Consider the following 12,393-nt stretch of genomic DNA (forward strand, 5'->3'; position numbering starts at 1 on the left):
GGAAAAAATAAATAATTTCCCTGGTAACATAAAGCGGATTTTACTCATCCTCCTGCTTTTCAAGCGTTTTCTGCCCGGTTTCTATCCCGACATCGTCAGGATAACCATAATCGGCCTCCGCCTTACGCACAAACAGTCGTGAAAATAACAAGCCAATCTCGAATAACATCCACATCGGTATGGCCAGCAGTGTTTGCGAAATGGCGTCGGGAGGCGTTAGCACCATGCCTATGATAAACGCCGCGACAATTACATAAGGGCGCTTGTCAGCAAGATCGGCGGGAGTTACCAGACCTGTCCAGACCAGTACGATAGTAAATATCGGCACCTCGAAACAAATGCCGAAAGCAAAAAACAGGGTTAAGACAAAATCCAGGTATTTGGTAATATCGGTCATTACCGCCACGCCTGTGGGCGCCGCAGTCGTCAGGAAACCGAACACCAAAGGGAAAACCACAAAGTAAGCAAAGGCCACGCCCATATAAAATAACAGCGTACTGGCAATCAGCAGCGGCAAAATCAGCCGCCGCTCCCGTCTATAAAGACCTGGCGCGACAAATGCCCAGAACTGATAAAGAATCACGGGAATGGAAATAAAAACCGCGACTACCAGCGCCAGTTTAAAAGGAGTGAAAAAGGGAGATGCCACATCAATAGCAATCATCGTGCTATTTTTCGGCATATGCTTTAACAATGGGCCAGCCAGCAGGCTATAGATTTCATTGGCATAGGAAGCCAGCGCCAGGAACACCGCCAGCACACAGAAAACGATGCGCAAAAGGCGATTGCGCAGTTCAATCAAATGACTGATGAAAGACTGCTCGACAGCCTCTTCAGAATTATTTGGGCTCATGCGGCCGCTTAGGCTGTTCCTGATTATCTTTTGGCAACTGGTCGATTGAAGATTTGATTGAATGCGCAGTATCGGCCGTCTCATCAAGCAATTGTTGAAACTCTGCCCTGCCCGCCCGCTCTTTTAATAACTGGCGAATTTCTTCGGCTTGAAATTCTTCCCTGATTTCCGCCTTGACCGAAGCCACCATATTCCGTGTTTTGCCTATCCAGAAGCCTGCAAGTCTGGCTACTTTAGGCAATCTTTCCGGACCTATCGCCAATAAGCTGACCAAGCCCACCATTATCAGCTCGGAAAACCCTATATCAAACATACCAGTGATTTAACCTTTAAGCGTTTTCATTTTTTTTAGCGGGTACTTCACCTTCGATGGTTTTATCGTCATCGACGGCGGTTTTTTCTTCTTCCCCTTCCTTGATAGCGGAGCGAAAGCTTTTGATTGCCCCGCCCAAATCAGAACCTATATTGCGAAGGCGCTTGGTACCAAAAATAATAATGATGATGGCCAATACAATTAACAGTTTAGTAATACTTATGCCCATTTATAACTCCAGTTAGCCGTCTAGAATCGACTTAAAATAGTTGGTTATTTGTTGCGCTGCGCCTTTTCTTCCAGACCGGACAAGCCAAAACGGCGCTGTAACTCCTGCAACACATCATCCGGGCCTAGCCCCTGGTCGGCCAACAACACCATACAGTGAAACCAGAGATCGGCGATTTCATGAATTATCTGTTTTGGGTCGGCGTCCTTGGCGGCGATAATCGTTTCGGCCGCTTCTTCGCCGATTTTTTTCAGAATACTGTCCAGCCCTTTCGCATAAAGACTCGCCACATAAGACTTATCGGCGGATTCCAGTTTACGCTGCTCAAGAACCTTGGCTAATTGCCGCAATACTTCACTCATGGTTTTCCATAAATTGTCTCAGGGTCTTTCAGCACGGGCTCAACCGGTTGCCAGTGACCTTTTACCAGCTGGCGGTAAAAACAGCTTTCACGACCCGTGTGACAAGCGATACCGCTTTCTTGTTCAACTTTGAGCACGATAACATCCTCATCACAATCCAGAAATAAACCGGTAACTTTCTGTCTGTGGCCGGATTCTTCCCCTTTTCGCCATAATTTTCCGCGCGATCTTGACCAGTAAACGGCGTAGCCTTCTGCTACCGTTAAGCCTAATGATTCACGATTCATCCAGGCAAACATCAATATTTTTCCGGTGTCGGCCTGTTGGGCTATTACAGGAACCAGGCCATCGTCAGTCCAGCGTATTTCATCCAGCCATGTAGCGCTCATGGCAGCCGCACCTCAATGCCCCGGGACGCCATGCGTTCTTTTGCCTGCAAAATACTGTAGTCGGCAAAGTGAAAAATACTGGCAGCTAAAACCGCATCGGCTTTTCCTTCAATAATACCATCGGCCAGATGATCCAGATTTCCTACGCCGCCGGAAGCAATAACCGGCACAGACACGGCTGTGCTGATGGCGCGCGTTAGCGGCAAATCAAAGCCCTCCCGGGTGCCATCCCTGTCCATACTGGTTAAGAGAATTTCTCCTGCACCATAGTCAACCATTTTCTTTGCCCAGAAAACCGCATCTATGCCGGTAGATTTTCGTCCGCCGTGAGTAAAAATTTCCCAGCGATTTTCTTCTGCGGGCCGGCTGATTTTTTTTGCGTCTATTGCCACAACAATACACTGGGAGCCAAAGCGTTGCGCAGCTCCCCTGACAAATTCAGGATTAAACACAGCAGCGCTGTTAATACCTACTTTATCGGCTCCGGCATTCAGCATGCGCCGGATATCTTCCAGGGTTCTGATGCCTCCGCCTACGGTCAACGGAATAAAAACTTCTCCGGCCACCTGTTCAACCACATGCGCCATGGTTTCGCGGTTATGATGGGTTGCCGTAATATCGAGAAAGGTTATTTCGTCAGCGCCTTCGCGGTCATAGCGTCTGGCGATTTCTACAGGATCGCCGGCATCACGAATATCAACAAACTTTACGCCTTTAACGACGCGCCCGTTATCGACATCCAGACAGGGAATAATACGTTTAGCCAGGCCCATGATTTAAAACGATTCCGCTAATTTTGCCGCTTCAGAAAAATCCAGGCTGCCCTCATAAATCGCCCTGCCGGTAATAGCGCCGATAATGCCCTCATTAGCAACTGTGCCCAAGGCTTTGATATCGTCCATATTGGTAATACCGCCGGAAGCAATAACCGGGATCCGAATCGCCCGCGCCAATCTTGCCGTTGCTTCAATATTTACTCCGGACATCATGCCGTCTCTGGAAATATCGGTATAGATAATCGCCTCCACACCGTCTTCTTCAAACTGCTGAGCCAGGTCAATGACATCATGCGGGGACAGCTTCGACCAGCCATCAATGGCAACCTTGCCATCTTTTGCATCGAGCCCAACGATAATATGCCGCGGATACTCAATCGCCATATTCTTGACGAAATGAGGGGCATTAACAGCCTTGGTGCCAAGAATAATATATTCGACACCGGCATTCAGATAAGCCTGTATGGTTTCTTCATCACGTATACCGCCGCCAATCTGGACAGGAATATCGGGAAAGGCTGCCGCTATTGCATGAATCACCCCTGCGTTTTTCGGCCGGCCGGCAAAAGCGCCATCCAGGTCGACCAGATGAATGCGCTTGGCGCCGGCCGCAACCCATTTACCTGCGACAGCAAGAGGATCATCGGAAAAAACCGTGTTGTCGTCCAGCCGGCCCTGCCGCAACCGCACACATTTGCCTTCTTTTAAATCGATTGCAGGTATTAGCAACATACACTTGAATCCTTAACGGCTAAAGAAAACTTTAAACTTGACCATCCCAATGTAAAAAATTTTTTAGCAGTTGCAATCCTGCTGTCTGGCTTTTTTCAGGGTGAAATTGTACGGCAAAAATATTATCCTGAGCCAAGGCGCAGGCAAAGGCGTCCGGGTAATCGGTTGTCGCAGCTACTACAGAAACAACATCAGGTCGGGCATAATAACTATGTACAAAATAAAATCGGCTGTCCTGGGGAATATTATCCCATAAGGGATGTTTCAGCTGATGGACTTGATTCCAGCCCATATGAGGAATTTTAAGGATATTGCCATCGCTATCTTTTGAAGATTCCGGAAAATGAACCACATGCCCTGAAACAATCCCCAGGCATTCAGTCTGGTCATTCTCTTCACTGTCAGTCAACAAGGCCTGCATCCCCAGACATATGCCCAGCAAGGGTTTGGTCTTGGCAACATTTTGTATAACAGCGGATAAGCCCGATTCATTAAGCGCCTGCATACAATCCCGTATCGCCCCTACGCCCGGAAAGACCACGCGGTCGGCGCGCAGGATTGCATCGGCGTCTGAAGCAATCTGAACCTTGACTTCCGGCGCAGCATATTGCAGGGCTTTTGCAATTGAATGCAGATTACCCATTCCATAATCAATAACAGCAACAGAGGACATAGAATTTACAGGCTATTAGAGACTGCCTTTGGTCGATGGCATCATGCCTGCCATTCGCGAATCGGCTGCAATAGCCATGCGTATTGCGCGCCCTAAGGCCTTAAAAACAGTTTCAGCAATATGATGGGCATTGGCGCCCTTCAGATTGTCTATGTGCAAGGTCACGCCCGCATGATTAACAAATCCTTGAAAAAACTCGCGAAACAAATCCACGTCAAAAGTGCCTATCATGGCTTTCGGGAATTTGACCTCATAAAATAGTCCGGGGCGCCCGGAAAAATCAATGACCACTCTTGATAAGGCTTCATCCAAAGGAACATAGGCGTGTCCATAGCGATAAATGCCTTTTTTGTCGCCTAGAGCTTTGGCAAATGCCTGACCCAGGGTAATGCCCACATCTTCCACCGTGTGATGAGCATCAATCCGCAGATCGCCTTCGGCGTCAATTTCCATATCAATTAAACCATGTCTGGCAATCTGATCCAGCATATGCTCAAGAAAAGGCACTCCCGTTGAAAATGAGGCTTTGCCGGAGCCATCGAGATTAACCTTGATTTTAATTTGAGTTTCAAGCGTATTTCGCTCTACTTCGGCAATGCGTTGATCCATATTTATTAATGCTTCAATTAATGACTCTTGTCATTTTACTATGAATGCAGGGATTTGGCAGTGATTGTTATTCATTCAGGCAGCGTAATGTTCTATATTAAAATATTGTGCATGAGTGAGACTACTCATGCACAAGCCAATCATCCTGCTACTGCGTAATCTTGAGATTACATGCATTTAGGCATTAACCTGCTTTTTTCATTGCAATTTTTTCAGAGAATAGCAGTGTCGCCAAAAACAGGAAATGGACTTTACGGATTTTCAGAAAGATGCTGCCATGGATGGAGTCAGCCAACCCAACCGGCGATTTAGCCCCGGAATAATCCTTGGTTTCGGGGCTATTTTTCTCCTCATAAAATTCGAAATCAAGCGGCTAACCTTATGCCCTGGAAGCTCGCTTGCGCTCATTTTCTGTTAACAGCTTTTTGCGTAAACGTATGGATTTCGGAGTAACTTCAACGAGTTCATCCTCAGCAATAAATTCCAGCGCCTGCTCCAGAGTCATCTTTTGGATTCTGGCCAAAACCAGGCTCTCATCGGTGCCCGAGGCGCGAACGTTAGTTAGTTGCTTGGGTTTAGTCGGATTAACCGTTAAATCATTGGCGCGGGAATGCAGGCCTACCAGCATACCTTCATAGACTTCGTCGCCATTGACCAGCAGCAAATCACCGCGCTCCTGCAAGGGATGCAGGGAATAAGTAACGGCCTTGCCTTTAACCATTGAAATCAGGACGCCGCGCTGACGCTTGCCCACTTCCCCCGGTTTCATGGGGCCATAATGATCGAACACGTGATAGAGCAAGCCTGAGCCGGAAGTTGCGGTCATAAACTCGGTCTGGAAGCCAATCAAGCCCCGCGACGGCATCATATACTCTAAGCGAATGCGCCCTTTGCCATCGGGTACCATATTGGTTAAATCGCCTTTACGCTCACCCATCTTTTCCATAATTGAACCCTGATGGATTTCCTCCACTTCAATCGTAACAATTTCAAAAGGTTCACATTTTTTTCCGTCAATTTCCTTGATAATAACTTCCGGCCGGGATACGCCCATTTCAAAGCCTTCCCTGCGCATATTTTCAATCAGCACGGACAAATGCAATTCGCCACGGCCTGATACCTTGAATTTATCCGGATCTTCCGTATCTTCAACTTTCAAGGCGACATTGTGTTGCAACTCTTTCTCTAATCTGTCCCGTATCTGCCGGGTGGTGACAAACTTACCTTCCTGTCCGGCAAAAGGTGAGTTATTTACCTGAAATGTCATCGTCACGGTAGGCTCATCGACTGACAATGGCGGCATTGCCTCTACCGCCTCGGGATGGCAGATAGTATCTGATATTTCCAGCTTTTCAATACCGGCAAAAGCAATAATATCACCCGCACGTGCTTCCGTAACTTCGACACGATCCAGACCGTGAAAACCGAAAACCTGAAGCATCCTGCCTCTGCGCTCCAACCCTTCCCTATTGACAATAACGAGCGGCATGTTAGGTTTTATACTGCCGCGCTGAATACGGCCAATGCCGATGATACCGGTATAAGTATTGTAATCGAGACTGGAAACCTGCATCTGAAACGGCCCATCCATATCAACAGGGGGCGGGCTGACTTTATCAACAATCGTCTGAAACAAAGGCGTCATATCGCCTTCAGTTGCGGTAGAGACCAAACTGGCATAGCCGTTGATCGCCGACGCAAAAACTATCGGAAAATCCAGTTGTTCATCCGTAGCGCCCAGGCGATCAAACAAGTCAAAGGTTTGATCCACCACCCAGTCAGGACGGGCGCCCGGACGATCAATTTTATTAATGACGACAATAGGCTTTAAACCCAGAGCAAAGGCTTTTTGCGTTACAAAACGTGTTTGCGGCATCGGCCCGTCAACAGCATCAACCAGGAGCAATACCGAATCAACCATTGACAACACGCGTTCTACTTCACCGCCAAAGTCGGCATGGCCCGGCGTGTCAACGATATTGATATGATAGCCATTCCAGTCAAGCGCGGTGTTTTTGGCCAGAATGGTGATGCCTCTTTCTTTTTCAATATCATTAGAGTCCATAATCCGTTCGGTAACTTTGGTATGGGCGGCAAACGTACCCGACTGTTGCAATAATTTATCAACCAGGGTCGTCTTGCCATGGTCTACGTGGGCAATAATTGCAATATTTCTTAATTTTTCGATCACTATATTTACTCTAATGTTTAAATAAACAAAACACCCGCTAGCCGGAGTTTTTAGTTAAAAAGCGAGGGCAAGGAAAGATGGCGCATGACCATTATGGCTTGTAGGCAGGAGAGTTTTGGACCGCCCGATCAGGGCAGACGGGAAATTGAAATTAACTTTGTTCCCAAGGCAATCCATAAAACCGCCAACCGCCAATATTACCTCGGTGTTTGTTGTTATCCAGCGGGCCTTCAAAACCATCAATAATATTGATTAGTAATTTATAACCGGCCTCTTCCAGGGATTTTGCAGCATCCAGCGAACGCTGGCCGCTGCGGCAAAGCAATAACACCGGCACATTCTTCTCCGGTATGGCTTTTTTTACCTCGGCGACAAACAGTGGATTAACTTGCCAGCTCGGCGCTTCTTTCCAGGGAATATGAATGGCCCCTGGAGGATGACCAACAAAAGAATGTTCAACTTTCGTTCTTACATCCACTAATACGGCATCCGAATTCTGCTTCAACAAATCCCAAGCCTGTGGCGGATCTAGATTTTCAATCATTGTATTATTAAATCCATATGTTTCTGATCAGTAAATCAGCTTTATTTTTGAATATATACATACTGATAACCGCTATCACAAAACCTGTTGTTTTTGTTACGCTAAAAAAAGCACTTTTACGCCATTTAATTATCTATTATCCCATTCCCTGGATTACGGTCAAGAAATCAACTTATATTGACGCATTAAAAGTAGCGTTCTGAAACTTGTTAATTAGTAATTTTTTCTGCTCAATAGAGATTTTAGCCTACGCAGGAGCTACACAAAGTCTCGCTTTGAATCGGTCAATAAACAAATCAAGCCGCCCCAACTTACGGTTGAATCAGCGCTCCCTATTCTCTCATCTACAATCACAAGCTAATGCTGCGTCCGGCACTAAACTGTTATTAATATTTTAAATTGACAGCTTTAAAATGAAATTATTGCTTTAATCGAATCACCTATTATTCCGTTCCCGGCATGCTTACCCGAGGCACCAGCCATTCCTGCAAAAAATCCATAAAGCTTCTTACCTTGGCCGATAAATACTTTCTATGCGGATAGACCGCGTAGATATCCAAAGGCGGCAAGGAATAATTTTCCAATACCACCTTGAGATTGCCTTTTTCTATATCCCTTCCTACGATATAAGTAGGCAACATCACTAATCCCAAACCATTAATCGCAGCAATCCGGATCGGATCTGCAACATTAGCCTGCATACGGCCGGAGACATTCATTACGATATATCCGGCTTCGCTCTTAAATTGCCATTTATTCCTCGGCGCAATAGCCCAGTTTACCAGGCAGCTATGCTCTGCCAAATCTTCCGGCGTTTTGGGAATACCATGCTGCTCCAGATAATGCGGCGATCCACAGACAACTAATGATGAGCTGGCTAATTTTCTTGCAACCATGCTGGTATCTGCCAGGGCACCCAAATAAATAGCCATGTCAATGCCTTCATCGATTAAATCACCCGGACTGCCTTGCAAAATTATGTCCACCGTTAAATCCGGATGGATTTTCAAAAACTCTGCCACAGCGCGTGCAATATGCGTCGCACCGATAACGGGCGGCGCACTTATTTTTAAAATACCACGCGGTTCAGTTTGCAAATGCGTCACCGCAGCCTCCATTTCTTCAACTTCCACGAGTACTTGCTGGCACCGCTCAAGATAGGATGCACCTACTTCCGTCAGGCTCAGGCTACGGGTAGTCCGATTGAATAAACGAGTACCCAAAGTTCCCTCAAGCTGCATAATATGCTTTGTCGCCATTGCCCTTGAAATTCCAAGATCGCGCGCGCCACCAGCAAAACTTCCTGCCTTTGCGACACGAACGAAAACACTCATGCTGGTTAATTTATCCACTCTGTAATCTCCTTTAGCTTACCAATGACGATTAAGCTATTAATTGTATTATTGAAATATAAATAAATTTTTGTCATTACCTCAACTTCATCAAAAAGCAGGCTCATTCAATGCTTTCAACAGAACGATTTGTTCATCACTATTTGAAACAGTTAGGATATAGCTAGCAGATATGCTGCGCTCTGTTATCCATAGAAGCTAAAATTAGCCATAAGGAAACATGCCGTTGAAAATCAAGCCCATTGATGGGGCGAGAGGCAGGCGCGGCGCTCTGGGCCCATCCGCGTCTGGGAAAGCAACGCAGCTTGACCGGTTTCTGGGACTATATAACCTTTAGGCAGAGGTCTGTAATTGGTAAGGCAATTTGATCAGGAGACAGAAGAAACTTCAGATCCTTACCACGCCCTATTAGCCTGATTAAACCTCGACATGGAGATTTATTTCTAAAATAGAAACAATTAATTCATTAATAGGATAATTGTATTGAACAAATATGACTGTATAGTAGAAATCAATGGCAGAAAACTGAACAATTAAGTTTTTGATTTAACCTCTCCTGGTGTTGGTACCTTCCAAGCAGACCCTCCTTTAACCTCTGCTTGAACTTTCACCTCTCTTTGCTAAAACGCATTGAGAGGTTTTTTTTGCCTGCTGATTTTATCGATAAGCATCGGAAAGCTGGTTCTTAGGCGGCTTTCGGTCCTCCTGCCACAGTAGATCGCCAATTTCACACTGCGGTATAAAACCGAATACCGCATCCTTTAAAATATTTCTCACCCGTTCAAAATCGTCATTTTTCGCCGCCTGCTCTAATATCCTCAGCATTTTTTCCAGATTAGCCCATGGAATAATATGCTCTTGCGCCCGCAGAATTCTTGCATGACCTGTCTGCGATACATTATCGCCAATCAGAAGTTCTTCATACAGCTTTTCACCCGGTCTCAAACCCGTATAGCTAATCTCGATATCGCCGGACGGATGCTCTGCATCCTTTATTTCCAAGCCGCTCAAATGCACCATTCTTTTTGCCAAGTCAACTATCGCAATCGGCTCGCCCATATCCAGCACAAATACGTCGCCGCCTTGTCCCATAGCGCCTGCCTGGATAACCAGCTGTGAGGCTTCGGGTATGGTCATGAAATAGCGAATAATGCGCGCATCGGTAACGGTAATGGGGCCGCCTCTGGCTATCTGCTCCCTGAACAATGGCACCACAGAGCCGGACGACCCCAATACATTCCCGAACCGGACCATAGTGAAGCGGGTATGATGTTTCTTTCTGCTGTCCAGGCTCAGCCCTTGCAAGATTAATTCTGCGAAGCGCTTGGTTGCGCCCATGGTATTTGTAGGCCTGACTGCTTTATCCGTGGAAATTAACACAAAGGTATCAACTTTCGCATTCATTGCCGCTTGCGCTGCATAAAGAGTTCCAAAGATATTATTCCAGATAGCTTCGCCAGGGTTTTTTTCCACCATCGGAACATGTTTATAAGCCGCTGTATGGTAAATTGTTTTTACATTAAAAGTTGTACATACTTTTTCAAGGCGATCAGCATTTGTAACAGAACCCAATATGGGAATAACATTTATTTTCTGGGAATTGCGTATTTTAGTTAACAGATAGTTTAATTCTTTTTCTATGGCATAAAGTGAAAACTCACTTAATTCAAAAAGAATCAGCGCCTTCGGCTGCAGCTGAATTATCTGCCGGCAAAGCTCGGATCCAATGGAGCCGCCAGCTCCAGTCACCATTATGACTTTACCGGTAATGTTTGCGCGTAGCAATGTTTCATCGGGTGCAACAGGATCCCGGCCCAGAAGATCTGCAATATCCACTTCCTGGAGCGTATCAAAGGTTACTTTGCCCTGGGCAATATCAGACAAGCCGGGCATTGACATAACATGAACGGAATAGGGCTCCAGCTGGCCGATAAGCTCACTTTTACGTGCTCGGGTCGCGGACGGAATAGCCAGCAGAATATCTGAAACCTGATGCCGTTGTATCAAATAGGTCAAAGAGCTGAATGGATAAATTCGCAGGCCGTTGACTTTCTGTTTGTGCAAAGACACATCATCGTCAATAAAAGCGACCGGCCGGTATTCACGTCCATGTCCCAAGGCAGAAGCCAACTGCACCCCTGCACTGCCGGCTCCATAAATCACTACATTTTTTTTTCGATTGCCTATTGCGCTCCGGCTTAAGCGGGAATATATATCCCCTAACCACCAGCGCGCCAAAAAACGGCTGCTGCCGACAAGCAGCATCATATTAAGCCAGTTTAAGGGGGGAACAGTTCTTGGAATCCCTTTAATACCAGACTGATAGACGACAACTGCAAACATAAGCGCATACAGGGTCGCTGCCTGAATAATTGTCCATAAGGCGCGTACTTCTATATAACGAATAATCGCCCTGTACAGGCCCATCTTGATAAAGACAGGCACGGTGATAAGCGGTGCCGCCGCAAATAAATACCACTCATCGCCCTTAGGCATATACAGCTCACCAAGCCGCAAGGAAAAAGCAGCCCATAGCGCAAATACGGCAAAAAAAATATCAGCCGTGATCAGAATAACTGTTTTTATGCGCCTGGAAAGATTTATAAGCCAGTAAGCTAATTGTATTCCCATTACTCCCTTTCCCTTGCGCCAGCCCTGAAGTTAATAGCAAGCAGCATGAGCGGAGTATAAGCCAGCAACAGGCCCAGCACTCCCTCCAAAGCCCCACGACCCACCCCCAAGGCGATAGGCGTCAGCCAAAATATATTTATTGCGCCTGTGCCGAATGATACAGCCTTATGTGAACCATAGCGGCGGGCTGCATATTGATAGGCATGACTGCAATGAGCTTCATAAATTTTTTCATGCCGCCATACGCGGCAAAACAATGTCCAGGTCGCATCCACAATAAACACACCCAACAAAATCAGCCAGCTCCAGAAAAGCTGCGAAGACAGCCATCCTGCCTGAATAGAAAAAATACCGAACACCAGGCCTAAAAAACCACTGCCGACATCGCCCATAAAAATTCTGGCCGGAGGAAAATTCCACAGCAGAAAACCGCCAACCGCCATGGCCAGCAATAAAACCTCTTTCCATAACTCTGCCGTTTCAGATCCTGAGCAGTACAACAACACCGCACCCAGACAGACAGTTATCGCTTCAATTCCGGCAATCCCATCAATGCCATCCATAAAATTATACAGATTCAGCAGCCAGACCAGATAAAACACCCCCAGAACATATCCAGCCCAGCCCAGATCTAAAGGATGCCCAAAAAATGCTAACGGCGGAAACCCGCCCAACCAAAACAGCACCCACCCTGCGGCCATAAAATGCGCCAATAATCGCCATCGCGCAGGAATATGGC

At 46.5% G+C, this 12,393-nt stretch carries 14 protein-coding genes; all 14 read right to left on the reverse strand.

The window, feature by feature from the left end:
• Positions 1-40: 40 nt before the first annotated feature.
• Complete coding sequence (gene tatC / locus HUX64_RS11165; RefSeq protein ID WP_174626312.1) at positions 41-853, reverse strand: twin-arginine translocase subunit TatC; 813 nt, start codon at positions 851-853, stop codon at positions 41-43.
• Positions 840-1,166 carry a Sec-independent protein translocase protein TatB gene (gene tatB / locus HUX64_RS11170; protein WP_174626313.1) on the reverse strand — a complete coding sequence of 109 codons (327 nt, stop codon included), beginning with the start codon at positions 1,164-1,166 and terminating at the stop codon, positions 840-842. Before tatB ends, tatC begins: the two co-directional genes overlap by 14 nt.
• Before the next feature lie 16 nt (positions 1,167-1,182).
• Positions 1,183-1,395 (reverse strand): twin-arginine translocase TatA/TatE family subunit, encoded by a 213-nt coding sequence (gene tatA / locus HUX64_RS11175; protein ID WP_174626314.1) that lies wholly within the window; start codon positions 1,393-1,395, stop codon positions 1,183-1,185.
• Between the two features lie 44 nt (positions 1,396-1,439).
• Complete coding sequence (locus HUX64_RS11180) at positions 1,440-1,757, reverse strand: phosphoribosyl-ATP diphosphatase (RefSeq protein ID WP_174626315.1); 318 nt, start codon at positions 1,755-1,757, stop codon at positions 1,440-1,442.
• On the reverse strand, positions 1,754-2,146 hold the full coding sequence (hisI, locus tag HUX64_RS11185; protein WP_174626316.1) for a phosphoribosyl-AMP cyclohydrolase: 393 nt from the start codon (positions 2,144-2,146) through the stop codon (positions 1,754-1,756). The genes HUX64_RS11180 and hisI overlap by 4 nt, the downstream gene beginning before the upstream one ends.
• Positions 2,143-2,919 (reverse strand): imidazole glycerol phosphate synthase subunit HisF, encoded by a 777-nt coding sequence (gene hisF, locus HUX64_RS11190; protein WP_174626317.1) that lies wholly within the window; start codon positions 2,917-2,919, stop codon positions 2,143-2,145. The genes hisI and hisF overlap by 4 nt, the downstream gene beginning before the upstream one ends.
• Before the next feature lie 3 nt (positions 2,920-2,922).
• Positions 2,923-3,654, reverse strand: a complete 732-nt coding sequence (hisA, locus tag HUX64_RS11195; RefSeq protein ID WP_174626318.1) for a 1-(5-phosphoribosyl)-5-[(5-phosphoribosylamino)methylideneamino]imidazole-4-carboxamide isomerase — start codon at positions 3,652-3,654, stop codon at positions 2,923-2,925.
• A gap of 31 nt (positions 3,655-3,685) precedes the next feature.
• A complete protein-coding gene (gene hisH / locus HUX64_RS11200; RefSeq protein WP_174626319.1) occupies positions 3,686-4,327 on the reverse strand; it encodes an imidazole glycerol phosphate synthase subunit HisH in 642 nt (213 codons plus the stop codon).
• 15 nt (positions 4,328-4,342) lie between these two features.
• Complete coding sequence (gene hisB, locus HUX64_RS11205) at positions 4,343-4,936, reverse strand: imidazoleglycerol-phosphate dehydratase HisB (protein WP_174626320.1); 594 nt, start codon at positions 4,934-4,936, stop codon at positions 4,343-4,345.
• 379 nt (positions 4,937-5,315) lie between these two features.
• Positions 5,316-7,127 (reverse strand): translational GTPase TypA, encoded by a 1,812-nt coding sequence (gene typA, locus HUX64_RS11210; protein ID WP_174626321.1) that lies wholly within the window; start codon positions 7,125-7,127, stop codon positions 5,316-5,318.
• Between the two features lie 151 nt (positions 7,128-7,278).
• Complete coding sequence (locus HUX64_RS11215) at positions 7,279-7,671, reverse strand: rhodanese-like domain-containing protein (RefSeq protein WP_174626322.1); 393 nt, start codon at positions 7,669-7,671, stop codon at positions 7,279-7,281.
• A 443-nt stretch (positions 7,672-8,114) separates the two neighbouring features.
• On the reverse strand, positions 8,115-9,023 hold the full coding sequence (locus HUX64_RS11220) for a LysR family transcriptional regulator (protein WP_174626323.1): 909 nt from the start codon (positions 9,021-9,023) through the stop codon (positions 8,115-8,117).
• A gap of 657 nt (positions 9,024-9,680) precedes the next feature.
• The gene (locus HUX64_RS11225; RefSeq protein ID WP_174626324.1) at positions 9,681-11,654 is read right to left on the reverse strand and encodes a polysaccharide biosynthesis protein; all 1,974 of its coding nucleotides are present in this window, start codon (positions 11,652-11,654) and stop codon (positions 9,681-9,683) included.
• Positions 11,654-12,393 (reverse strand): MraY family glycosyltransferase (locus HUX64_RS11230; RefSeq protein WP_174626325.1); only part of this gene is annotated, 740 nt, incomplete at its 5' end. The genes HUX64_RS11230 and HUX64_RS11225, both read right to left, overlap by 1 nt.

The organism is Candidatus Methylobacter favarea (assembly GCF_902806695.1).
Lineage (GTDB): Bacteria > Pseudomonadota > Gammaproteobacteria > Methylococcales > Methylomonadaceae > Methylobacter_B > Methylobacter_B favarea.

Coding starts and splice junctions, on each gene's coding strand:
- HUX64_RS11225 (WP_174626324.1), bottom strand. CDS start 11,654: ATGGGAATACAATTAGCTTACTGGCTTATAAATCTTTCCAGGCGCATA.
- tatA (WP_174626314.1), bottom strand. CDS start 1,395: ATGGGCATAAGTATTACTAAACTGTTAATTGTATTGGCCATCATCATT.
- hisB (WP_174626320.1), bottom strand. CDS start 4,936: ATGGATCAACGCATTGCCGAAGTAGAGCGAAATACGCTTGAAACTCAA.
- hisA (WP_174626318.1), bottom strand. CDS start 3,654: ATGTTGCTAATACCTGCAATCGATTTAAAAGAAGGCAAATGTGTGCGG.
- HUX64_RS11215 (WP_174626322.1), bottom strand. CDS start 7,671: ATGATTGAAAATCTAGATCCGCCACAGGCTTGGGATTTGTTGAAGCAG.
- hisH (WP_174626319.1), bottom strand. CDS start 4,327: ATGTCCTCTGTTGCTGTTATTGATTATGGAATGGGTAATCTGCATTCA.
- tatC (WP_174626312.1), bottom strand. CDS start 853: ATGAGCCCAAATAATTCTGAAGAGGCTGTCGAGCAGTCTTTCATCAGT.
- HUX64_RS11180 (WP_174626315.1), bottom strand. CDS start 1,757: ATGAGTGAAGTATTGCGGCAATTAGCCAAGGTTCTTGAGCAGCGTAAA.
- hisF (WP_174626317.1), bottom strand. CDS start 2,919: ATGGGCCTGGCTAAACGTATTATTCCCTGTCTGGATGTCGATAACGGG.
- tatB (WP_174626313.1), bottom strand. CDS start 1,166: ATGTTTGATATAGGGTTTTCCGAGCTGATAATGGTGGGCTTGGTCAGC.
- hisI (WP_174626316.1), bottom strand. CDS start 2,146: ATGAGCGCTACATGGCTGGATGAAATACGCTGGACTGACGATGGCCTG.